Raw genomic sequence first — 24,104 nt, 5'->3', positions numbered from 1 at the left:
CCTCAGTGCGTCGCTGGGATCAAAAAGAAGAGGCCTTAATGGCCTCTTTTTTTTTGGGATTTTTTACCTATGGCTGGGTTGGCGGCTGCTTACCCGGCAATTTCAGCACTGGTTAGATCAAGCGCCGCTTCAGAGCCCCAGGCGTGCGCTGGGTTACACCCACAACGCCAGCAGCGCGGCAGCCAGGGCAGGGGCATTACCAATAGCCCCAGGCGTAAGAAGTGCCAGGCCCCCACGTGCTCTCCCTCACGGCGGATCGCGACCAGCCATAGCAACGTGGCCAGTGATCCGGTAATCGACAGATTCGGGCCCAGGTCCACGCCGATCAGCAAAGCCGCGGTAGTTTGCTGCGGCAACTCGACGACCGACCCCATGGCCCCGGCAATCAGCCCGGTCGGCAGGTTGTTCATCAGGTTGCTGGCAATAGCAACCCCTGTGCCCGCTACCCAACTTGCTGTGTTCGGCGAGCCCTCGGCGAGCGCCGCCAGCGCATGGGCAAGACGCACCACCAGGCCGGTTTGGGCGACCGCTTCGACCAGCACGAACAAGCCTGCTACAAGTGGCAGCACGCCCCACGCGATATGGCGCAACACTGGCGTCGGGCTGCGCCGCTGGCGCAGGTGGATCAGGGCGGTGGTCGCTACCCCCGCGCAGAATGTCGGCAGCCCCAGCGCCTGGTCCAGCGCCGAGGCGCCCAGCAGCAAGACCGCGGTGAAGGCGATACCCACTGCGCACAACCGTGCGCCCGCGCTCAGTGGCAGGGTTTGAACGTTCAAGGCCAGCGGCTGGCGGATCTGTCGGCGCTGGGACAGGCGCAGGGCCACGTAGGTCAGGGCAATTGCCGCCAGTGATGGCAGGCTGAACTGTCTTAACCAGTCCAGTAGCGGCGGCATCTGGCTGCCAAATACCACGAGGTTGGCCGGGTTCGAGATGGGCAGCACGAAGCTGGCGGCGTTGGCGATGAAGGCGCAGATGAACAGGTACGGCAAAGGCTCGGCCTTGGCGGCCTTGCACGCAGCGTAGACTGCTGGGGTCAGCACCACCGCGGTGGCATCGTTGGACAGAAAAACAGTGACCAGCGTGCCCACCAGGAACACCAGGTCGAACAGCCGTTGCCCCGATCCTCGCGCGTGCTGGACGGCATAGTGGGCCAGCCAGTCGAACAGGCCTTCCTGGCGAGCAAGCTCGGCCAGCACCATCATGCCGATCAGGAACAGGTAGACGTCGCTGCCTTCGGCCACCGCAGCCAGCGCGCTGTGCGGCGTGATCAGGCCAAGAGCGGTCAGCAGCAGTGCGCCGCCCATGGCCCAGGCGTACTCCGGAATACGCCAGGGGCGCAGGATGACGCCGCAAGTGGCGAGGGCGGCTACGACCCAGATGATCGATGCGTTTTCGCTGACAGGCATGGAGGGGCGGTTTCCGGGAGGGATCGCGAAACAGGGGCGTGATCGGCAGCTGTCTTACGCGCCGGTTTCAACCCAATTGCAAGCGGTTGCGGCCGCTCCTTGACAATGTACAGTAGCCTGCTGGGCGCATGCGAGCAGTGTTTGGGCGGCTGAAGCGAGGATCAGGCCCAGAAGCCGAACAGTACCAGGGCTGTAACGCCAAGCCCCACCGCAATCGAGCAACCACCCAGCGACAGTGCAGCCCGGCCTTGCCGATACCAGCCGTCGTGGCCCAGTTGTCGTGCCGGTGCCAGCAGGCTGCGCCAGCGTAGCTCTGTCTCATGAAACGCTTGCAAGTTAGCCGGGTCCGCATCCAGCCAGCGGCGGAAGTCGATCCGCTCGCACGCTGTCACCTGTGGGCTCTGCAAGCGTACATACCATTGCCCGGCAACACTCGCCAGTACATCCCGGCGCGAGCGGCCCACCTGCAGCACTTGGTCCATGTTCCGTTCAATGCTTGCCAGTGGCAGATCAAGGCGGCTAGCGATCGTGGCAAAGTCCAGCTGGTCAAGGCGGTTGAGCAGGAACACTTGCTGCACGCGCCGTGGCAGCCGTTTCAGGGCATGTAGAAGGGCATCGTCGGCATTGTGTTCGGCGGCAGTGGTAGGGTGTTCAAGGGGCAGCAGCAGACGGGTCATGGACAGCTCCTTGCTCTATAAAGGGGAGGGGTGGGGGCATCTTCCCTGATGCGTGATCAGCGTAGGTGAAACGAGATTGATTCTCAAGTGCTGATTCCGCAAAGTTTTGTAATGAGCGTTCACGCCCTGAAACACCTTTGCTATCATGCGCGCCATCACGATCTTCATTAGCCTGAAGAGCCAAAAAAAAGACCCGGCAAAAAGCCGGGTCAAAAACCGTGATTAGCCTGATGAGGAGATAATCTGAGAGCGACCTAAGCTCCAGGTTATCCAGCAGATCTCGCGATCAGCTGAGTGCAATAATAATCGTTATCATTTGCCAGTCAAATGAATTTTCGCTAATTCGGTAAAAAAGTTTTACCGATGCGCTTCCTTGTCCCGGCAATCGGGGCATTTGCCGTTCCAGGCCATCACGTTTTCTCCCTTCTTCATTACTTGAAAACCGGTTCTCCGGCGCCTTTGTGCTCCAGCAGTGCCCGCGCCATGTCCATCATGTGCATCAGGGCGAAGGTCAGCTCGCGCTGGCTACCGTGCTGGTGGCTTGCGGTTTCCTGGGCGGTTGCAGCGGCGCAACGCAGCAGGGCGATGGCATGCTGCTGGGCCTGGTCGTTGGTTACGCCTTCGTGCAGCGTCCAGATCTTGTTGTCCAGGCTGGGCCGTGGCGGGTTCGGGTTGAGGTAGTAATCGAGAGCGCGGCGGGCCGCTTCGCTGTCGAGATCTGTTTCGTCGTTTTTCGGTGGTTTCATCGCGATACCTTCTGATTTCCCTTCAAACACACTGGAAATACAGGATAGGTCAATCTGTACTGTTAGATACCAGATAAATAATTCAGATTGTGTATTGCTGTGGGTAATACAGTCCGTATTGTTGCCGCTCATGGAAAACTGGAACGCATTTCTCAAGCGCTACAAGCGCGAACATAACCTCAGCCAGCTCAAGCTGGCTGAACGCCTGGGCATGACTCAGGGCGGCGTGGGGCATTGGCTGCGCGGCACGCGGCGGCCGACGGTGGAAACCATCAACGAAAAGCTCGAGAAACTCGGCCTGGTGTTTTTGGAAGCACAAGTCATGGTGGTAGAGCGCAACATCGTGCGCGAAGCCCCTGGGCGTTATGCAGTCGAGCAGCCGGTGTCGGGCGAAGCGCTGCTTTATGCAAGCTTTCGCTTCCCGGTGTTGGCTTGGTCCGACTTGCAGGGGCCTTTGCCTGAAACAGCCAAGTCCAACGAGCAGACCGATTACATGCCAGCAGGTAATGCGTTCTGGCTGTTGGTTGAAAACGACTCGATGAATGCAGCCAGCGGCAAGAGTGTTCCTGAGGGCATGCGCGTATTGGTGGATACTGGCCTGCCGGTAGAGCCCGGCAGGCTGGTGATTGCGCGCCAGCCGGGGCGGCCTGCTGTGTTGCGGCAGTTGGTCGAAGAGGGTGGCGACAAGATGCTCAAGCCGCTGAATACGCGCTATCCGACAATCCTGTGTGAAGAGGGATGCGAGTTTATCGGTGTGGTCGTGCGGGTGCATGGCGCCTTCTAGAATGCCGGGGCCGCAAAGCGGCCCCCGTACCCTTACTCCACCAGTTCGACCAGCACCGTCCCTTCGCTGACCATATCGCCTTCCTGGCAGAACAATGCCTTCACTGTGCCTGAATGCGGCGCACGAATGCTGTGCTCCATTTTCATGGCCTCCAGCACCACCAGCGCGGTGCCTGCTTCCACCACCTGTCCCGGTTCCACCAGCACCCGCACGATGCTGCCGTTCATGGGCGCACCCAGCCCGCCCTGATGACTGTGGCTGGCTTCCGCCTGCGCGATCGGGTCGAAGGCTTCGATGGCATGCATCTCGCCATCCCACTGCAGATACAGCGTGCCACCCCGGCGGATGGCCAGGTGCTGACGACGTACGCCGTCCTGGTCATGCAGCAGTTGTTCGCCCGTTAGCTGCCAGGTAGACGCAGCACTGCGTTCCAAGGCAACCGCCTGATCCTGCCCGCCGCTCACCAGATGCAGGCTGCTACGCGCTGGCAGGCCCAAGCGCAGGCCGTTGCACTCACCCCACGGCGAATGGCAGTCGTCATCGCGGTGATGGCCGGCCTGGCCTTGCAGCCATGCCTCGGCCGCCGCCTCCCAGAAACCTGCTGGCATTGCCTGTGGTGCCGGCAGCAAAACCGCCTGGTGGCGCGGAATGAAGCCGGTATCCAGCTCCGCCGCCGCAAACGCCGGGTGGGCCAGGATGCGGCGCAGGAAGGCGATGTTGGTCTTCAGCCCGCCAATGGCGAACTCTTCGAGCATGGCCAGCAAGCGCAGGCGCGCCTGCTCGCGGTCTTCGCCCCAGGCGATCAGCTTGCCCAGCATCGGGTCGTAGAACGGCGACACCACATCGCCTTCGCTGACCCCGCTGTCCACCCGCCGGCCCTCGCCTGGCGCCGACTCCCGATACAACATCAGCTTGCCGGTTGCGGGCAAGAATTCGTTGGCCGGGTCCTCGGCATACAGGCGCACCTCGATGGCATGGCCGATCAGCGGCACCTGCTCCTGGGTGATCGGCAGGGCTTCGCCGCAGGCCACGCGAATTTGCCAGGCCACCAGGTCCAGGCCGGTAATGGCTTCGGTGACCGGGTGCTCCACCTGCAGGCGCGTGTTCATCTCCATGAAGAAGAACTCGCCACGGGCGTCGAGCAGAAACTCCACGGTGCCGGCGCCCACATAGCCGATGGCTTGTGCCGCGCGCACTGCGGCTTCGCCCATGGCACGGCGCAGTTCTGGCGAGAGGCCGGGGGCGGGAGCTTCTTCGACCACTTTCTGGTGGCGGCGCTGGATCGAGCAGTCACGCTCGTTGAGGTACAGGCAGTTGCCGTGTTGGTCGGCGAACACCTGGATCTCTACGTGGCGCGGTTTGAGCACGTATTTTTCTACCAGCATGCGCGAGTCGCCGAACGACGATTGCGCCTCACGCTGGGCCGAGGCCAGGGCGTCGGCCAGCTGGCTTTCTTCCTCGACCACCTTCATGCCCTTGCCACCGCCACCGGCGCTGGCCTTGAGCAGCACTGGGTAGCCGATGCGTTCGGCGGCGGCGCGGAAGGTGTCCAGGTCCTGGGCTTCACCGTGGTAGCCCGGCACCAGCGGTACGCCGGCAGCCTCCATCAACGCCTTGGCCGCCGATTTGCTGCCCATGGCGTCGATGGCGCTGGCCGGTGGGCCGAGGAAAATCAGCCCGGCTTGTTCGATGGCCCGGGCAAAACCTGCGTTCTCGGACAGGAAGCCATAACCTGGGTGGATGGCCTGGGCGCCTCTGGCCTTGGCCGCGGCCAGCAGTTTGTCGACCTGCAGGTAGCTTTCGGCAGCCTTGGTGCCGCCGAGGTCGACGCGGATGTCGGCTTCGCGGCTGTGCCGGGCGTCACGGTCGGTGGCGCTGTGCACGGCCACGGTGGTCAGGCCCATGGCCTTGGCGGTGCGCATCACCCGGCAGGCGATTTCGCCGCGGTTGGCGACCAGCAGGGTGGTCAAAACGGGGCGGCTCATGGGCGCGGCTCCTTCTTGTCATCGGTTTGCCAGGCGGGGCGGCGTTTTTCCAGGAAGGCGCGCAGGCCCTCCTGGCCTTCGGCGCTGACGCGGATACGGGCGATGGTGTTTTCGCAGTAACGGCGCAGGGCCGGGCTGAGTTCGCCATCGTCCACTTCGCGCAGCAGGTCCTTGGTGGCGCGCAACGCTTGTGGGCTGTTCTGCAGCAGGTTGTTCACCCAGGCTTCGACGTGGGCGTCCAGCTCGCTGGCTGGATACACCTCGGCCAGCAGGCCCAGCTCGCGGGCGCGCACGCCGCTGAAGCGCTCTGCGGTGAGCGCATAGCGGCGCGCGGCACGCTCGCCAATGGCCTTGACCACGAACGGGCTGATCACTGCCGGGGCCAGGCCGATGCGTACTTCCGACAGGCACAGCTGGGCGTCTTCGGCGCCGATGGCCATGTCACAGCAACTGATCAAACCCAGCGCGCCGCCAAAGGCTGCACCTTGCACCACCGCCAGGGTAGGGGCCTTGAGGCGGTGCAGGGCGTACATCAGCTCGCCCAGTTCGTGGGCATCATCCAGGTTGGTATTGAAGTCCAGCTGCGCCGATTGCTGCATCCAGGCCAGGTCGGCGCCGGCGCTGAAGTGCCGGCCGCGGCCGCGCAGCAGCACGAAGCGCAGGCTGGCGTCTTCGGCCAACTGGTCGATGGCCACGATCAGCTCGCGGATCATCTGCGCGTTGAAGGCGTTGTTCTTGTCCTCGCGGCTCAGCCACAGGGTGGCGAAACCGCGCGGGTCGCGGGTCACTTCGAGGGTGCTGAAGTCGCTCATGGGTCACATCCGGAAAATGCCGAAGCGGCTCTGTTCGATCGGCGCGTTCAGCGCGGCAGACAACGCCAGGCCGAGCACGTCGCGGGTCTGTGCCGGGTCGATGACACCGTCGTCCCACAGGCGGGCGCTGGAGTAGTAGGGGTGGCCTTGATGCTCGTACTGGTCGAGGATCGGCTGCTTGAGCCTGGCTTCATCCTCGGCGCTGAACGGCTGGCCGCTGCGTTCGCTTTGCTCGCGCTTGACCTGGGCCAGAACCCCGGCGGCTTGTTCGGCGCCCATCACGCCGATCCGTGCGTTGGGCCACATCCACAGGAAGCGCGGGTCGTAGGCGCGGCCGCACATGCCGTAGTTGCCGGCGCCGAAGCTGCCACCGATGATTACCGTGAATTTCGGCACCTGGGCACACGCCACGGCGGTAACCAGCTTGGCGCCGTGCTTGGCGATGCCGCCTTCTTCGTACTTTTTGCCGACCATGAAGCCGGTGATGTTCTGCAGGAACAGCAGTGGGATACCGCGCTGGCAGGCCAGCTCGATGAAGTGCGCACCCTTTTGCGCCGCTTCGGCGAACAGAATGCCGTTGTTGGCCAGGATCGCTACCGGGTAACCGTGCAGGTGGGCGAAGCCGCACACCAGCGTAGTGCCGAACAGGGCCTTGAACTCATCGAAAACCGAGCCATCGACCAGCCGCGCAATCACTTCGCGCACGTCGAACGGTTGCTTGGCATCCGCTGGCACCACGCCATACAGTTCATCGGCGGCATACAGCGGCGCCACCGGTGCCAGGCGTTGCAGCTTGCCCAGCTTGTGCCAGTTGAGGTTGGCCACGCTGCGCCGGGCAATGGCCAGAGCGTGCTCGTCATTGTCGGCATAATGGTCGGCCACGCCGCTGGTACGGCAATGCACATCGGCGCCACCCAGGTCTTCGGCGCTGACCACTTCACCGGTTGCGGCTTTCACCAAGGGCGGGCCAGCCAGGAAGATGGTCGCCTGCTGGCGCACCATGATCGCTTCGTCGGCCATGGCCGGTACGTAGGCGCCGCCAGCGGTGCACGACCCCATCACCACGGCAATCTGTGGAATACCTTGCGCGCTCATGTTGGCCTGGTTGAAGAAAATCCGCCGAAATGCTCGCGGTCGGGGAACACTTCGTCCTGGCGTGGCAGGTTGGCGCCGCCCGAGTCCACCAGGTAGATGCACGGCAGGCGGTTTTGCAGCGCGATGGTTTGCGCGCGCAGGTGCTTCTTTACCGTCAGTGGGTAGTAGGAACCGCCCTTTACCGTGGCGTCATTGGCCACGATCATGCATTCCACGCCTTCGACGCGGCCGATGCCGGCAATCACGCCCGCAGCCGGCACGTCTTCGCCGTACACCTCATGGGCGGCCAGCTGGCCGATCTCGAGGAATGGCGAGCCAGGGTCCAGCAGGCGGTCGATACGCTCGCGCGGCAGCAGTTTACCGCGCGAGGTATGCCGTTCCTGGGCCTTGGGGCCGCCGCCCTGGGCGACCTGGGCGAGCAGGCCGCGCAGGGCCTGGACCTGTTCGAGCATCGCCGCACTGTTGCCGGCGAATTCCGCCGAACGTGGGTTGATCTGGGTGTGCAAGGTAGCCATGTGCGCCCGTCCCTTTATGCTCAGCGGGTTTCGTTGAACAGTTCGCGGCCGATCAGCATCCGGCGAATTTCGCTGGTGCCAGCGCCGATTTCGTACAGCTTGGCGTCGCGCAGCAGGCGGCCAGCCGGGAATTCGTTGATATAGCCGTTGCCACCGAGAATCTGGATCGCCTCCAGGGCCATTTGCGTGGCGCGTTCGGCGGTGTACAGGATGACGCCGGCAGCGTCCTTGCGGGTGGTCTCGCCACGGTCGCAAGCCTGGGCCACGGCATACAGGTAGGCGCGGCTGGCATTGAGCTGGGTGTACATGTCGGCGATCTTGCCCTGGATCAGCTGGAACTCGCCGATGCTCTGGCCGAACTGCTTGCGGTCATGAATGTAGGGCACCACCAGGTCCATGCAGCTTTGCATGATGCCGGTCGGGCCGCCGGACAGCACCACACGCTCGTAGTCCAGGCCACTCATCAGCACGCGCACGCCGCCATTGAGTTGGCCCAGGATGTTTTCTGCCGGCACTTGCACGTCGTCGAAGAACAGCTCGCAGGTGTTGGAGCCACGCATGCCAAGCTTGTCGAACTTGTTGCTGCGGCTGAAGCCTTTCCAGTCACGCTCGACGATGAAGGCGGTGATGCCGTGCGCGCCCTTGTCCAGGTCGGTCTTGGCGTAGATCACGTAGGTGTTGGCGTCGGGGCCGTTGGTGATCCAGGTCTTGCTGCCGTTGAGCACGTAGTGGTCGCCGCGCTTTTCCGCACGCAGTTTCATCGACACCACATCGGAGCCGGCATTGGGCTCGCTCATGGCCAAGGCGCCGATGTGCTCGCCGCTGATCAGCTTGGGCAAGTACTTGAGCTTCTGCTCGTGGGTACCGTTGCGGTTGATCTGGTTGACGCACAGGTTGGAGTGGGCGCCATAGGACAGTGCCACCGAGGCCGAGCCACGGCTGATTTCTTCCATCGAGACCACATGGGCCAGGTAGCCCAGGCCAGCGCCACCGTATTCTTCCGGGACGGTGATCCCCAGCAGGCCCATGTCACCGAACTTGCGCCACATGTCGGCGGGGAACAGGTTGTCGTGGTCGATTTGAGCGGCGCGCGGGGCCAGTTCGGCGGCGACGAAGGTACGCACCTGGTCGCGGAGCATGTCGATGGTCTCGCCCAGGGCGAAGTTCAGGGAGGGGTAATGCATGCTGGGGCACCTTCTTGTTCTTGAAATGGGGTTACACCGTAGCGTCAGGGCAATCCGCCGGCCCTGCGAGACCCGGTGTCGTTCATCACCTTTACGTTAACGTAAACCTGCGTGCGATCACTGTCAATCCACTCATCACCTTTACGTAAACGTAAATCTGCGCCAGAGTATTCCCGCTTGCTTCAGCCGTGCCCAGAACAACCACAAGAAGGGACACCCATGAGTCAACCGAGTTATACCCGCGGTCGCCAGGACCAAGCCTTGCTGACCCAGACCATCGGCCAGGCCTTCGATGCCACCGTGGCCCGCTGTGCCGACAGCGAGGCGCTGGTGTCGCGCCATCAAGGCCTGCGCTACAGCTGGCGGCAGTTGGCCGCACAGGTCGAAAACCATGCACGCGCGCTCATGGCCCTGGGCGTGAACACCGGCGAGCGTGTCGGTATCTGGTCGCCCAACTGCGCGCAATGGTGGATTTTGCAACTGGCCAGCGCCAAGGTCGGGGCCATCCTGGTCAACATCAACCCTGCCTATCGCGTGGGCGAGTTGGAATACGTGTTGCGCCAGTCCAGCTGTCGCTGGCTGGTGTGTGCCGATGCCTTCAAGACGTCTGATTACCATGCCATGGTTCAGGAACTGGTGCCTGAATTGGCCAGCGCCAAGCCAGGTGAACTGGCCAGTGAGCGCCTGCCAGCGTTGCGCGGTGTGATCAGCCTGGCCGCCAACCCGCCTGCCGGCTTCCTGCCCTGGCACGCATTGCCCGAGTGGGCAGGGCAGACCTCGCCAGAGGCCTGCAGCGCTCGCCAGCAAAGCCTGCAGTTCGACCAGCCGGTGAACATCCAGTACACCTCCGGCACCACCGGCGCGCCCAAGGGTGCCACCCTCAGTCACTACAACATCCTCAACAACGGTTTCATGGTCGGCGAAAGCCTGGGGCTGACCGAGCGCGACCGTATGGTGATCCCGGTGCCGCTGTACCACTGCTTCGGCATGGTCATGGCCAACCTCGGTTGCATCACACACGGCAGCACCATGATCTACCCCAACGACGCCTTCGACGCCGAGCTTACCCTGCGCGCCGTGGCCGAGGAGCGCGCCAGCATCCTCTATGGCGTGCCGACCATGTTCATCGCCATGCTCGACCACCCGTCGCGTGCGCAGATGGACCTGTCGACCCTGCGCAGTGGCATCATGGCCGGTGCCACCTGCCCGATCGAGGTGATGCGCCGGGTCATCGACCAGATGCACATGGCCGAAGTGCAGATTGCCTACGGCATGACCGAAACCAGCCCGGTGTCGCTGCAGACCGGCCCGGACGACGACCTGGAACTGCGCGTGACCACCGTCGGCCGCACCCAGCCGCAGCTGGAAAACAAGCTGGTGGACGCCGACGGCTGCATCGTCCCGCGCGGTGAGATCGGTGAACTGTGCACCCGTGGCTACAGCGTGATGCTCGGCTACTGGGACAACCCCCAGGCCACGGCGGACGCCATCGACCCGGCGGGCTGGATGCATTCGGGCGACCTGGCGGTGATGGATGAACATGGGCACGTGCGCATCGTCGGGCGCAACAAGGACATGATCATTCGTGGCGGTGAGAACATTTACCCGCGTGAGCTGGAAGAGTTCTTCTATACCCACCCGGCGGTGGCCGATGCGCAGGTGATCGGCATTCCGTGCAGCCGCTATGGTGAAGAAATCGTGGCCTGGATCAAGCTGCACCCAGGGCATAGCGCCACGGTCGAGGAACTGCAGGGTTGGTGCAAGGCACGCATCGCCCACTTCAAGGTGCCTCGGCATATTCGTTTTGTTGAGGAATACCCGATGACGGTGACCGGCAAGGTGCAGAAGTTCCGCATGCGGGAGATTAGTGTGGCGGAAATCTCGGCGGTATCTGCGGGTTGATGGGTTGGGTCAACCGGCCCTTTCGCGGGTAAACCCGCTCTCACAGTACGGCGCCACTTGCAAGGTTGGCGCAATCCCTGTGGAAGCGGGTTTACCCGCGAAGAGGCCGGTCCTGCCAGTACACAATCCTGGTCTACCCTTAAGCCTTCACCGGTGGCTCCTGGCTCGGCGGGTCGCCCACCGTCGGTGGCATGGTCGGCTTGATCGGCAGCTCGTCCGGTTCTTCTTCTGGCACGGGCGGCGGCAAGCTCGGGTCGTCGATGTTGGGATCGGGGGTTTCCGGTGGAATGGGAATGTTCATGGCCTGACCTCGCGTGGGTGAATGAAGAGGTGCTGCAGGCTCTGACCGCTGGCAGCTGCCGTTCGCTCATTTTTTTTGAACCCCGCGCTTGTGCCTGGCTCTGAATCCTTACCGCCACCAGCCTGAGGGAGCAAGGTCGATGTCACGTAACGAGCCCTTTGAAAACGTGCCCACGGCGAACGATCACCCGGACCAGGCCATCAGCCTATCCCAGGCGTTGCTGGCGCCACGCATCGTGATCGAAGACACCCAACCGGTGCTCGAAGCCGGCACCTTCGCCGCCAAGGCCATCAGTGGCCAGCCGGTGGTCGTCGGCAGCAAGGTCTATTGCGATGGCCACGACCGCCTGGCGGTGATGCTCAACTGGCGCCAGGCCAACAGCCGCCGCTGGCATTGCGTGCCCATGCACTCGCCGGGCAACGACCTGTGGCTGGCCGAGTTCACCCCCACCGAACTTGGCCCGCACCTGTTCAGTATCGAGGCCTGGATCGACCCGTTTGCCACTTATTGCCACGACCTGGAGAAAAAATACCACGCCGGCGTCGAGGTGAAACTGGAGCTGGAAGAGGGCCGTTTGCTGCTGAGCAAAGGCCTCGAACTGTGCAGCGGCGCCCTGCACGAGGAACTTGAGGCCGTGCAGCAGCGCCTGGCTACACTCGGTCCCGACGACCAGGTGGCGTTGTTTCTCGACCCAACCACCGCCCGCCTGATGAGCGAAGCCGAACACCGCAGTTACCTGGCCCGCAGCCGTGAATTTCCGGTCGATGTCGACCGCCCGGCGGCGCAATTTGCCAGCTGGTACGAACTGTTCCCGCGTTCGATCACCGACGACCCGCAGCGCCACGGCACCTTCAACGACGTGCACGAACGCCTGCCGATGATTCGCGACATGGGCTTCGACGTGTTGTACTTCCCGCCCATCCACCCCATCGGCATGCAGCACCGCAAGGGCCGCAACAATGCCCTGCATGCCGAACCTGGCGACCCCGGCAGCCCTTACGCGATCGGCAGCGCCGAAGGCGGCCACGATGCGATCCACCCGCAACTGGGCAGTCGCGAAGATTTTCGCCGGTTGGTCGCCGCTGCGGCGGAGCACGGCCTGGAAATCGCCCTCGACTTCGCCATCCAGTGTTCGCAGGACCACCCCTGGCTCAAGGAGCATCCGGGCTGGTTCAGCTGGCGCCCCGACGGCACCATCCGCTATGCCGAAAACCCACCGAAGAAGTACCAGGACATCGTCAACGTCGACTTCTATGCCCCCGACGCGGTGCCGAGTTTGTGGCTGGCCCTGCGCGATGTGATCATCGGCTGGGTCGAGGAGGGGGTCAAAACCTTTCGCGTCGACAACCCGCACACCAAGCCACTGCCGTTCTGGCAATGGCTGATCGCCGATGTGCGTAGCCAGCACCCCGACGTCATCTTCCTCGCCGAAGCGTTTACCCGGCCGGCGATGATGGCGCGCCTGGGCAAGGTCGGCTACGCGCAAAGCTATACCTACTTCACCTGGCGCAACACCAAGCAGGAGCTGCGTGAATTCTACGAGCAGCTCAACCAGCCGCCGTGGAGCCAGTGCTATCGCCCCAACTTCTTCGTCAACACACCGGACATCAACCCGTACTTCCTGCACACCTCTGGACGCGCCGGCTTCCTCATTCGCGCGGCGCTGGCGACCATGGGCTCGGGCCTATGGGGTATGTACTCGGGTTTCGAGCTGTGCGAAGGCACGCCGCTGCCTGGCAAGGAGGAGTACCTGGATTCGGAGAAGTACGAAATTCGCCCGCGTGATTTCACCCAGCCCGGCAACATCATTGCCGAGATCGCCCAGCTCAACCGCATCCGCCGGCAGAACCGTGCGTTGCAAACGCATCTGGGCGTGGCGTTTTTCAACTGCTGGAACGACAACATCCTGTACTTCGCCAAGCGCACGGCCGAGCGCGACAACTACATCCTGGTGGCGATCAGCCTCGACCCGCACAACGCCCAGGAAGCGCACTTCGAGCTGCCGCTGTGGGAGCTTGGTTTGGATGACAACGCCGAAACCCATGGCGAAGACCTGATGAACGGCCATCGGTGGTCGTGGTACGGCAAGACTCAGTTCATGCGCATCGAGCCTTGGCACCAGCCATTCGGAATCTGGCGTATCGAAAAGGCTAGGTGAAAGTGGGAGCGGGCGTGCCCGCTCAACCTGGAAAATGCAAGGAGTCGCACATGGCCAAGCGTGCCCGCACGGCAGCCTTCATCGACGACCCGCTGTGGTACAAGGACGCCGTCATCTACCAGTTGCATATCAAGTCGTTCTTCGATTCGAACAATGATGGTATCGGCGACTTCGCCGGCCTGATCAGCAAACTCGACTACATCGCCGAGCTGGGCGTCAACACCCTGTGGCTGCTGCCGTTCTACCCCTCGCCTCGGCGCGATGACGGCTACGACATCGCCGATTACAAAGCCGTGCACCCCGACTACGGCAGCCTGGGCGATGCCCGGCGTTTCATCGCCGAGGCACATAAGCGCGGCTTGCGGGTGATCACCGAGCTGGTCATCAACCACACCAGCGACCAGCACCCGTGGTTTCAGCGTGCCCGCCATGCCAAACGCGGCAGCAAGGCGCGCGATTTCTACGTGTGGTCGGACGACGACCAGAAATACGACGGCACGCGCATCATCTTCCTCGACACCGAAAAGTCCAACTGGACATGGGACCCGGTCGCCGGCCAGTACTTCTGGCACCGCTTCTACGCGCATCAGCCAGACCTCAACTTCGACAACCCGCAAGTACTCAAGGCGGTGATCGGCGTGATGCGCTTCTGGCTCGACCTGGGTGTTGACGGCCTGCGCCTGGACGCCATCCCGTACCTGATCGAACGCGACGGCACCAACAACGAGAACCTCGCCGAAACCCACGACGTGCTCAAGGCGATCCGCGCCGAAATCGACGCCAACTACCCCGACCGCATGCTGCTGGCCGAAGCCAACCAGTGGCCGGAAGACACGCGTCCATACTTCGGCGAAGGCGAGGGCGACGAATGTCACATGGCCTTCCACTTTCCGTTGATGCCACGCATGTACATGGCCCTGGCCATGGAAGACCGCTTCCCGATCACCGACATCCTGCGCCAGACCCCGGAAATTCCCGCCAACTGCCAATGGGCGATTTTCCTGCGCAACCACGATGAGCTGACCCTGGAAATGGTCACCGACCGCGAGCGCGACTACCTGTGGAACTACTACGCCGAAGACCGCCGCGCGCGCATCAACCTGGGTATCCGCCGGCGCCTGGCGCCGCTGCTGCAGCGTGACCGTCGGCGCATCGAGCTGCTCACCAGCCTGCTGCTGTCGATGCCCGGCACGCCAACCCTGTATTACGGCGACGAACTGGGCATGGGCGACAACATCTACCTGGGTGATCGCGATGGCGTGCGTACGCCCATGCAGTGGTCGCCGGACCGCAACGGCGGGTTCTCCCGCGCCGACCCGCAGCGCCTGGTGCTGCCGCCGATCATGGACCCGCTGTACGGCTACCAGACCGTCAATGTCGAAGCGCAAAGCCACGACCCGCATTCACTGCTGAACTGGACCCGGCGCATGCTGGCGGTGCGCAAGCAGCAGAAGGCCTTTGGCCGCGGCAGCCTGCGCACCCTCACGCCCAGCAACCGGCGCATTCTCGCCTACGTCCGCGAGTACACCGATGTCGACGGCAACACCGAGGTCATTCTGTGCGTGGCCAACGTGTCGCGCGCTGCCCAGGCCGCAGAACTGGAATTGTCACACTTCGCCGACAAAGTACCGGTGGAGATGCTCGGCGGCAGCGCCTTCCCGCCCATTGGCCAGTTGCCGTTCCTGCTGACCTTGCCACCCTATGCCTTCTACTGGTTCCTGCTGGCCAGCCGTGACCGCATGCCCAGCTGGCATATCCAGCCCACCGAGGGGTTACCTGAATTGACCACGCTGGTACTGCGCAAGCGCATGGAAGAACTACTGGAAGCACCTTCAAGCGATACCCTGCAAGCCACCATCCTGCCGCAATACCTGCCCAAGCGGCGTTGGTTCGCCGGCAAGGAAGGGCCGATCGACGCCGTGCGCCTGTGTTACGGCGTGCGTTTTGGCACTGCCACCACACCGGTGCTGCTCAGTGAAATCGAAGTGCGCAGCGACGGCACGGCCACCCGCTACCAACTGCCGTTCGGCCTGCTGCGCGAGGAGCAGATCACTACCGCGCTGCCGCAGCAGTTGGCCTTGTCGCGGGTGCGCCGCGCCCACCAGGTTGGCTTGATCACAGATGCCTTCGTGCTGGAGCCGTTCATCCGCGCCGTGATGCTTGCCTGCCAAGATGGCCTGCGCCTGCCATGCGGCAACGATGAGGGTGAATTGCGCTTCGAATGCACGGCGCAATTGGCCGGCCTGGCGCTCGACGAGGAAAGTGAAGTGCGCTACCTCAGCGCCGAACAGTCCAATAGTTCGGTAGTGATCGGCGACCGGGTGGTGCTCAAGCTGATCCGCCGGGTCAACCCAGGTGTTCATCCAGAGCTGGAAATGAGTGCCTACCTGACCGCCGCCGGCTTTGCCAACATCTCGCCGCTGCTGGCCTGGGTCAGCCGAGTGGATGAGCAGCAGGCACCGCACCTGCTGATGATTGCCCAGGGTTACCTGAACAACCAGGGCGATGCCTGGGGCTGGACCCAGAACACCCTTGAACGGGCCATTCGCGACCAGATGGAGCCCACCACCAGCGACCCCGAGGCGCACACCGACGCACTGGCCGAGCTCAGTGGCTTCGCTGCCTTGCTTGGCCAGCGCCTGGGCGAGATGCACCTGTTGCTGGCCGCGCCAACCGAAGACCCGGCCTTCCAGCCACGTCCCAGCAATGCGCAGGACAGCCAGCGTTGGAGCACGCAGATCAGCGCCGAACTGACCCACGCTCTCGACCTGCTGGCCCAACACCGCGACACGCTCGACCGCGATAGCCAGGCCCTTGTCGATGACCTGCAGCAGCAGCGCGACGGCCTGGCCCAGCACATCGACAATCTGACCGACCAGGCCCAGGGCGGCCTGTTGATGCGGGTGCATGGCGACCTGCACCTGGGCCAGGTGCTGGTGGTGCAAGGCGATGCCTACCTGATCGATTTCGAAGGCGAGCCGGCCCGGCCGCTGGAAGAGCGTCGGGCAAAACACAGCCCGTACAAGGATGTCAGCGGCGTGCTGCGATCCTTCGACTATGCTGCTGCGATGATCTTGCGCAGCGCGTCTGCGGTGGACCTTTCAGACCCGGCGCGGCAGGCCCGGCAACGGGTTGCCCGGCAGTACCTGCACCAGTCGCGGCATGCCTTTGTCGAAGCCTATGGCCTGGCCACCGCCGCCATGCCCCACGCCTGGCAGCGGGCCGAGGGTGAGCGCGCGGCTCTGGAGCTGTTCTGCCTGGAAAAAGCCGCCTACGAGATTACCTACGAAGCCGAGAACCGTCCGAGTTGGCTGGCCGTGCCTTTGCATGGCCTGCATGGATTGATCAGTACCTGGGGAGAGTCAGAATGAACGTTACATTGCGTGAAAACGGTGGCCTTCGGCAACGGGACCTCGATGCCCTGGCCCGCGCCGAACACGCCGATCCATTTGCGGTACTCGGCCCCCATGGCGACGGCGCAGGCGGCCAGGTGGTCCGCGCCTTCCTGCCCAGTGCCCTGAATGTGCGCATCCTGGCTCGCCACGATGGGCGCGTGCTTGCCGAAATGGTGCAGGGCAGCTTGCCCGGGTTGTTCAGCGCGCACCTTGATGAGGCACAACCCTACCAGTTGCAGATCGGTTGGGCCGGTGGCGATCAGATTACCGAAGACCCCTACAGCTTCGGCCCACAATTGGGTGACATGGACCTTCACCTGTTCGCCGAAGGCAATCATCGAGACTTGTCCGGGCGCTTTGGCGCCCAGCCTACCCAGGTCGATGGTATCGACGGCGTGTGCTTCTCGGTGTGGGCGCCGAACGCTCGGCGGGTGTCGGTGGTGGGTGACTTCAACAACTGGGATGGGCGTCGCCACCCCATGCGCCTGCGCCACAGCGCCGGGGTGTGGGAGCTGTTCATTCCGCGCTTGGGTGTGGGTGAAACCTACAAGTTCGAAGTGCTCGGCAAGGACGGCATACTGCCGCTGAAAGCCGACCCGCTGGCCCGTGCCACGGAACTGCCGCCGAGCACCGCGTCCAAGGTGGCCGGTGAGCTTGGCCACGCTTGGCAAGACCACGACTGGATGGCGCAACGCGCGCAGCGCCATGCCTACAACGCGCCACTGTCGATCTACGAACTGCACCCAGGGTCATGGCGCTGCGAGCTGGACGAGGCGGGTGAAGTCGGGCGCTATTACAACTGGCGCGAACTGGCCGAGCGGCTGGTACCCTATGTGCAGGAACTGGGCTTTACCCACATCGAGCTGTTGCCGATCATGGAGCACCCCTTCGGCGGTTCCTGGGGTTATCAGCCACTGTCGATGTTCGCGCCCACCTCGCGCTACGGCAGCCCGGAGGACTTCGCAGCCTTCATCGATGCCTGCCACCAGGGTGGCATTGGTGTGCTGCTGGACTGGGTGCCGGCGCATTTCCCCACCGACGAACACGGCCTGGCGCGGTTCGATGGCACTGCGCTGTACGAATACGATAACCCCCTGGAGGGCTACCACCAGGACTGGAACACGCTCATCTACAACCTCGGCCGTAACGAGGTGCGTGGTTTCATGATGGCTTCTGCGTTGCACTGGCTGAAGCACTTTCACATCGACGGCCTGCGCGTCGATGCAGTGGCTTCGATGTTGTACCGCGACTATTCGCGCAAGGCCGGTGAATGGGTGCCCAACCGCCATGGCGGGCGCGAGAACCTGGAAGCCATCGACTTCATCCGCCACCTCAACGGCGTGGCTGCCCACGAGGCCCCTGGGGCACTGATCATCGCCGAGGAGTCCACCGCCTGGCCCGGCGTCAGCCAGCCGACCCAGCAGGGCGGCCTGGGCTTTGCCTACAAGTGGAACATGGGTTGGATGCACGACACCCTGCATTACATCCAGAACGACCCGGTGCACCGCACTTTCCACCACAACGAGATGAGCTTCGGGCTGATCTATGCCTATTCCGAGCACTTCATCCTGCCCATCTCCCATGACGAAGTGGTGCACGGCAAGCACTCGCTGATCGACAAGATGCCCGGCGACCGCTGGCAGAAGTTCGCCAACTTGCGCGCCTACCTCACCTTCATGTGGGCGCACCCGGGCAAGAAGCTGCTGTTCATGGGGTGCGAGTTCGGCCAGTGGCGTGAGTGGAACCACGACAGCGAACTGGACTGGTACCTGCTGCAGTACCCCGAGCACCAGGGCGTGCAGCGCTTGGTGGGTGACCTCAATCGCCTGTACCGCGACGTGCCGGCGCTGCACGAGCAGGACTGCCAGCCGCAGGGCTTCCAGTGGCTGATCGGTGACGACGCGCAAAACAGCGTCTACGCCTGGCTGCGCTGGAGCAGCAGCGGTGAGCCGGTGCTGGTGGTGGCCAACTTCACCCCGGTGCCGCGCGAGGGCTACCGTATTGGCGTGCCGTTTGGCGAGCGTTGGCAAGAGCTGCTGAACAGCGATGCCGGGCTGTATGCCGGGTCCAACGTGGGCAACCTGGGGGCAGTGGCCAGTGAGGCATTGCCCAGCCATGGGCAGCCATTGTCGCTGGCGCTGAACCTGCCGCCGCTTGGGGTTCTGATACTGAAACCGGCCTGAGATTGTTGGGGCTGCTGCGCAGCCCATCGCGACACAAGGCCGCTCCTACAGGCTGACGCGATCCCTGTAGGAGCGGCCTTGTGTCGCGATGGGCCGCGCAGCGGCCCCAGCAATGGCACAGGCCTACCACCGCATCCGCACCCCAAGGCTGCCAATCAACCCGTTCAGGTCATTGTCATCCACATCGCTGCTGTAGTCGGCACTCACGAACAAGGCCACTGAAGGTGTTACCCGTGCCACCAGCCCCAAGCCCAGTTCCACCGTGGTCGAATAGCGCGAGCTGGAGATTTTGTCGACCTGGTCCAGCTTCACTTCATCGGCATTGCTGAAGTCATACCACACGTTGGTCCGTACATAGGGCTCGATGGGCATGCCACGCACTTCGTAGCGACCGGACAATTTGGCACCCACACGGCCGCTCCAGGTTGGCTGGCTGTCAAATGCCTGCAAGGTCTCTTCCTGCACCTGGTTGCCAGGGAAGAACTGTTGATTTATCAACTGTGCCTGAGGTTCGATCACCCAGTTGCCGCCCAGGCGGATCGGGTAACCGCCCTCCACCGAGAAGGTCATCGCGTGGCCGCTGTCGTCCAGTCGTTGGCCGCTTTCGCCACGGCCCAGCACATCGATGCGCGAGCCCATGGCCACGGCGTCCAGGTGCCAACCCTGTTCATGGGTCATGCTCCAGTAAACGCCCAGGCTTTCCCCACTCAGGTTCACGGCATTGCGCTGCTTGTCGCCCAACAGCGGGCGCATGCCGTTGAAGCTGCTTTGCAGGTTGTTGTGCCCCACGAAAATCCCTGCGCGGTGCACATTGCCCGCTGCAGTTTCACGCACGAACAGGTCCGGGCCGATTGTCAGTTGCTGGCTGGGTGCCTCCAGTTGGTCTGGGGGCTGTGAAACACTGCGCGAGGTGGTTGGGAAGAACTGCGCCCACTGGCTGGCGACCAGGTCCGGTGCCGCCTGCCCGTGACGTGCAGTCATGGCTTGGGAGAACGCGTTCAGGGTGCCGATGCTCAAGCCACTGGCGCTGATCGGGTCGAGCGACAGCTGAGGCACTGCTGTCTGCTGCAGAAAGCCGGGCGAAATAGGGTCATCCTGCAGTTCGTACGCGAAAGTTTCCACCGGGGTTGCCAGAAGCAGCGACGTGGAAACCGCGTAGAAAATGCTGTCGAAGCGCAAGGGGTTCGAGGTGCTTTTCATGGCGGATCTCCTTTGTTTTTGTGGGGTACAGCCCGAGGACCTGGCCTGTTGTCACGAGCTGTACGGCAAAAACAGTGGGCGACCCAAACCAGCACGCCGGCTTTCGCAAACGCGCACGAAGGCGCGAGCTAGAGGCCCGGCGCGAGATCTTTACTACTTGGTAATGTTCAGCTAAGGAGAGGTGGCCGCTTGCGTCAAGAAAGCGTGAAGGAAGTGTTGATGATGTGTGGTAATGCTCAACCCCTTGTTTTGTTGAGCAAAACAGTAGGGTATAGCGGGGTTCGCTATTTGCCGTGCCCTGGCTATGAAGAATGATTGCTAGAGGCGCACTTCAACCGCCAACGGCAGGTGATCTGACAGGTGCGACCAAGGTTTGTGCCCCAAAATCCGCGGCCCATGGCTTTCGGCGTTACGCAGATAGATGCGGTCCAGGCGCAGCAGCGGCAGGCGGGCAGGGTAGGTGCGGGCGAGGTGCCCATGGTGGCGCTCGAATGCCTCGTGCAAGTCGCGTTGCAGGCCGAGCGTGCGGTTGCCGTGGGTTTTCCAGTCGTTGAAGTCGCCGGCGATGATCACCGGGGCATCGGCGGGTAAGGCGTCCAGCAATTTGCGCAGCAGTTGCAGCTGTTTTTGCCGGTGGCTTTCCAGCAACGACAGGTGCACGCAGATCGCGTGTACTTGGCCTTGCCCCGGTACATCCAGCACGCAGTGCAACAGGCCACGGCGCTCTGGCCCGGTGATTGACACATCAAGGTTGCGGTGCTCGATGATCGGGTATTTGGACAGCAGTGCATTGCCGTGATGGCCGTCGGGGTAAACCGCGTTGCGGCCATAGGCGAAGTCGCTCCACATGCTGTCCGCCAGGAATTCGTACTGCGAAGTCTGTGGCCAGCCGGGGTAACGGGCGGCGTGGCGGTCGTGGCTACCGAGCACTTCCTGGAGGAAGACGATATCGGCCTGGGTGCTGCGCACCGCCTCGCGCAGTTCCGGCAGGATGAAGCGCCGGTTGAAGGCGGTGAAGCCCTTGTGGGTATTCACCGTCAGCACCCGCAGGCGTTTTACGGCCGGGGCCTGGTTGATGCTGGCGAAACCTTCACTGCCGGCTTCGGGGTCCACGGTAACTCCTCGAACAATGGGTTTACACAAGGCCGCTTCTACAGATAACGGACATGCGCCAGTTACTCAGGTTCACTCCTCGTCGCGCTGCAGCACCATCAGCAGCATCGACCGCCCCTTGACCTCGAACGTGCTGTCGAACTGCAAATGCTGCCCTTTGCGTAACTCTGGCCGGTCGGTATCCACCAGGCAGCTCCAGTACTCGCCTTCAGGCACGGACGGCAACTTGAAAGGCACGATGTCATGGTGGGCATTGACGATCAGCAGCACCGTGGCCTCGGCGCCCGGCCGGGCGATGCCGCTGACCTGTGCGCGGCCATCGATCAGCATGCCCAGGCAGCGCCCGTGCGGGTCTTCCCACTGCTCCACAGTCATCTCGCTACCATCCGGCGCCAGCCAAGTCACATCCTTGACCCCGATCGCCTCATTGTAATCGCCCACCAGGAAACGTGAGCGGCGCAGCACCGGGTAGGCCAGGCGCAGACGGGTCAGGCGCTTGACGAAGGCCAGCAGCTCTTCGCCTTGCTGATCCAGGTCCCAGTTCACCCAACCGATCTCGCTGTCCTGGCAGTAGGCGTTGTTGTTGCCGTGCTGGGTGCGGCTGAATTCGTCACCGGCGACGATCATCGGCGTGCCCTGGGCCAGCAGCAGGGTAGCGAAATAGTTGCGCATTTGGCGCATGCGCAGGGCATTGATCCCCGGGTCGTCGGTCGGCCCTTCGACGCCGCAGTTCCACGACAGGTTGTTGTCGGTGCCGTCCTGGTTGTTCTCGTCGTTGTCTTCGTTGTGCTTGTGGTTGTACGACACCAGGTCGCGCAGGGTGAAACCATCGTGGGCGGTGATGAAGTTGACCGAGGAATACGGCCGCCGCCCACGGTTGTTGAACATGTCGCCCGAGGCGGTCAAGCGTGCGGCAAAATCGGCGAGTTGGCCTTCATCGCCTTTCCAGAAGGCGCGTGCGGTGTCGCGGAAGCGGTCGTTCCATTCCGCCCAGCCAGGGGCAAAGTTACCCACCTGATAGCCGCCGGGGCCGCAGTCCCAGGGCTCGGCAATCAGCTTGACCTGGCTCAGCATCGGGTCCTGGCGGCAGGCGACGAGGAAGCCATGACGCTCGCTGTAGCCGTCGTGGTAGCGGCCAAGGATGGTCGCCAGGTCGAAGCGGAAGCCGTCAACGTGCATTTCACCCGCCCAGTAACGCAGCGAATCGGTGACCAGCTGCAGCACGCAGGGGTGGCTCAGGTCCAGGGTGTTGCCGGTGCCGGAATCGTTGATGTAGTAGCGCTTGTCGTCCGGCATCAGGCGGTAGTACGAGGCGTTGTCGATACCGCGCATCGACAGGGTCGGGCCGCGCTCGTTGCCTTCGGCGGTGTGGTTGTAGACCACGTCCAGGATCACCTCGAGCCCGGCGTCGTGCAGGTGGGCGACCATTTCCTTGAACTCGGCAATCTTGCCGCTGGCCAGGTAGCGCGGGTGCGGGGCGAAAAAGGCGATGCTGTTGTAGCCCCAGTAGTTGTTCAGGCCTTTGTCCAGCAGGTGTTGGTCGTTGACGAAGGCGTGAATCGGCAGCAGCTCGATGCTGGAGACGCCCAGGTCCTTGATGTGCTTGAGCAGTTCGTCATTGGCCAGGCCGGCAAAAGTGCCGCGCAGCGCTTCCGGTACCGCCGGGTGGCGCATGCTGATGCCACGGGTGTGCGCCTCGTAGATGATCGTGCGTTCCCAGGGGATCAGCACGCGTTGGTCGCGGCCCCAGGTGAAGGCCGGGTCGATCACCTTGCACTTGGGGACGAAGGGCGCACTGTCGCGCTCGTCGAACGACAGGTCGCCATCGGGGTGGCCGATGGTGTAGCCAAACAGCGCTTCGGACCATTTCAGGCTGCCGACCAGTTGCTTGGCATAGGGGTCGATCAGCAGTTTGTTGGGGTTGAAGCGGTGGCCGTTTTCCGGCTCGTACGGGCCGTATACCCGGTAGCCATAGACCAGGCCAGGGTGAGCGTCGGGCAGGTAGCCGTGGTAGATCTCGTCGGTGTATTCGGGCAGCTCGATGCGCTCGATTTCCTGTTCGCCGGTGGAATCGAACAGGCACAGCTCGACCTTGGTGGCGTTGGCCGAGAACAGGGCGAAGTTAACCCCAAGGCCATCCCAGGTGGCACCGAGGGGAAAGGGCATGCCTTCGCGGATGCGCGACGGTGCGACCGAGCGGGTTTTCTTTGGGGTGCGGGGGCTCATGGCGGTCCTCGTATGGCCGTGGTGGAGGGGATTGTGCAGTCCTGCCCCGGCCTCTTCGCGGGTAAAACCCGCTCCCACAGGTTCATCACCGGTGCTGAAAGCCGTGCAGTACCTGTGGGAGCGGGTTTACCCGCGAAGAGGCCAGTACAGGCTTAACCAGCAGAAGGCTTTTTCACCGCCCTGGGCTTTTTCGCCGCAGCCGGTTTAACCCCTGGCAGCGCGGCCACCTTGGGTTCGGCAGGTGGCTTGGGCTTGGCCGGTGCCCGTTTGCGTGGCGCCGCCTTGGGTGCCAAGGCTTCAGCCTCGGCCAACTTGCGCGCCATATCCCAGTGGCGGTCTTCCTGGCCGGCGGGTTTACCTTCGGACTCCCATATCTGGTAGGCAAATTCGCGAATACGCTTTTCATCGACACTCATCATGAC

The 24,104-nt window shown here is 63.1% G+C and carries 16 protein-coding genes and 1 pseudogene; 5 read left to right on the top strand and 12 right to left on the bottom strand.

Annotated elements, in window-relative coordinates; translation table 11 throughout:
- Positions 1-89: 89 nt before the first annotated feature.
- The 3 genes from AB5975_28605 to AB5975_28595 form a co-directional block, all read right to left on the bottom strand.
- Entirely contained in the window at positions 90-1,406 is a 1,317-nt protein-coding gene (locus tag AB5975_28605) for an arsenic transporter (GenBank protein ID XDR20332.1), read from the bottom strand.
- A 161-nt stretch (positions 1,407-1,567) separates the two neighbouring features.
- Positions 1,568-2,083 carry a DUF4880 domain-containing protein gene (locus tag AB5975_28600; GenBank protein XDR20331.1) on the bottom strand — a complete coding sequence of 172 codons (516 nt, stop codon included), beginning with the start codon at positions 2,081-2,083 and terminating at the stop codon, positions 1,568-1,570.
- A 431-nt stretch (positions 2,084-2,514) separates the two neighbouring features.
- Positions 2,515-2,829: a hypothetical protein gene (locus AB5975_28595; protein XDR20330.1), complete on the bottom strand. Its 315-nt coding sequence runs from the start codon at positions 2,827-2,829 to the stop codon at positions 2,515-2,517.
- Between the two features lie 130 nt (positions 2,830-2,959).
- Between AB5975_28595 and AB5975_28590 the strand changes: the two genes are divergently transcribed.
- Positions 2,960-3,613 carry a LexA family protein gene (locus AB5975_28590; GenBank protein XDR20329.1) on the top strand — a complete coding sequence of 218 codons (654 nt, stop codon included), beginning with the start codon at positions 2,960-2,962 and terminating at the stop codon, positions 3,611-3,613.
- A 32-nt stretch (positions 3,614-3,645) separates the two neighbouring features.
- Here the strand turns inward: AB5975_28590 and AB5975_28585 are convergent, their stop codons facing one another.
- The 4 genes and pseudogenes from AB5975_28585 to AB5975_28570 form a co-directional block, all read right to left on the bottom strand.
- Positions 3,646-5,598 carry an acetyl-CoA carboxylase biotin carboxylase subunit gene (locus AB5975_28585; GenBank protein ID XDR20328.1) on the bottom strand — a complete coding sequence of 651 codons (1,953 nt, stop codon included), beginning with the start codon at positions 5,596-5,598 and terminating at the stop codon, positions 3,646-3,648.
- Entirely contained in the window at positions 5,595-6,410 is an 816-nt protein-coding gene (locus AB5975_28580; protein ID XDR20327.1) for a gamma-carboxygeranoyl-CoA hydratase, read from the bottom strand. Before AB5975_28580 ends, AB5975_28585 begins: the two co-directional genes overlap by 4 nt.
- Before the next feature lie 3 nt (positions 6,411-6,413).
- A pseudogene (locus AB5975_28575) lies at positions 6,414-7,957 on the bottom strand (carboxyl transferase domain-containing protein).
- Positions 7,958-8,040: 83 nt separating this feature from the next.
- On the bottom strand, positions 8,041-9,204 hold the full coding sequence (locus AB5975_28570; GenBank protein XDR20326.1) for an isovaleryl-CoA dehydrogenase: 1,164 nt from the start codon (positions 9,202-9,204) through the stop codon (positions 8,041-8,043).
- A 219-nt stretch (positions 9,205-9,423) separates the two neighbouring features.
- On the opposite strand from AB5975_28570, the gene AB5975_28565 reads away from it, so the two are divergent.
- The gene (locus AB5975_28565) at positions 9,424-11,106 is read left to right on the top strand and encodes an AMP-binding protein (GenBank protein ID XDR20325.1); all 1,683 of its coding nucleotides are present in this window, start codon (positions 9,424-9,426) and stop codon (positions 11,104-11,106) included.
- 139 nt (positions 11,107-11,245) lie between these two features.
- On the opposite strand, the gene AB5975_28560 is transcribed toward AB5975_28565, so the two are convergent.
- On the bottom strand, positions 11,246-11,407 hold the full coding sequence (locus AB5975_28560) for a hypothetical protein (GenBank protein XDR20324.1): 162 nt from the start codon (positions 11,405-11,407) through the stop codon (positions 11,246-11,248).
- 139 nt (positions 11,408-11,546) lie between these two features.
- Between AB5975_28560 and AB5975_28555 the strand changes: the two genes are divergently transcribed.
- From AB5975_28555 to glgB, 3 genes are read left to right on the top strand one after another with little or no spacing between them, the layout of a single operon-like run.
- Positions 11,547-13,565, top strand: coding sequence for an alpha-1,4-glucan--maltose-1-phosphate maltosyltransferase (locus tag AB5975_28555; protein XDR20323.1), 2,019 nt, complete (start codon positions 11,547-11,549; stop codon positions 13,563-13,565).
- Between the two features lie 50 nt (positions 13,566-13,615).
- Positions 13,616-16,936, top strand: a complete 3,321-nt coding sequence (treS, locus tag AB5975_28550) for a maltose alpha-D-glucosyltransferase (protein ID XDR20322.1) — start codon at positions 13,616-13,618, stop codon at positions 16,934-16,936.
- Complete coding sequence (gene glgB / locus AB5975_28545) at positions 16,933-19,143, top strand: 1,4-alpha-glucan branching protein GlgB (protein XDR20321.1); 2,211 nt, start codon at positions 16,933-16,935, stop codon at positions 19,141-19,143. Before treS ends, glgB begins: the two co-directional genes overlap by 4 nt.
- A 123-nt stretch (positions 19,144-19,266) precedes the next feature.
- On the opposite strand, the gene AB5975_28540 is transcribed toward glgB, so the two are convergent.
- From AB5975_28540 to AB5975_28525, 4 genes are all read right to left on the bottom strand, one after another.
- Positions 19,267-20,343: an autotransporter domain-containing protein gene (locus tag AB5975_28540; protein XDR20320.1), complete on the bottom strand. Its 1,077-nt coding sequence runs from the start codon at positions 20,341-20,343 to the stop codon at positions 19,267-19,269.
- A 318-nt stretch (positions 20,344-20,661) separates the two neighbouring features.
- The gene (locus AB5975_28535) at positions 20,662-21,456 is read right to left on the bottom strand and encodes an endonuclease/exonuclease/phosphatase family protein (GenBank protein XDR20319.1); all 795 of its coding nucleotides are present in this window, start codon (positions 21,454-21,456) and stop codon (positions 20,662-20,664) included.
- A 72-nt stretch (positions 21,457-21,528) separates the two neighbouring features.
- A complete protein-coding gene (gene glgX / locus AB5975_28530; GenBank protein XDR20318.1) occupies positions 21,529-23,682 on the bottom strand; it encodes a glycogen debranching protein GlgX in 2,154 nt (717 codons plus the stop codon).
- A 152-nt stretch (positions 23,683-23,834) separates the two neighbouring features.
- A complete protein-coding gene (locus AB5975_28525; GenBank protein XDR20317.1) occupies positions 23,835-24,101 on the bottom strand; it encodes a DUF2934 domain-containing protein in 267 nt (88 codons plus the stop codon).
- Between the last annotated feature and the right edge of the window lie 3 nt (positions 24,102-24,104).

This window comes from Pseudomonas putida, assembly GCA_041071465.1.
Taxonomy (GTDB): domain Bacteria; phylum Pseudomonadota; class Gammaproteobacteria; order Pseudomonadales; family Pseudomonadaceae; genus Aquipseudomonas; species Aquipseudomonas putida_P.
Note: the sequence above shows the minus strand (reverse complement) of the source record. Positions and strands in the feature narration are given on the sequence as shown.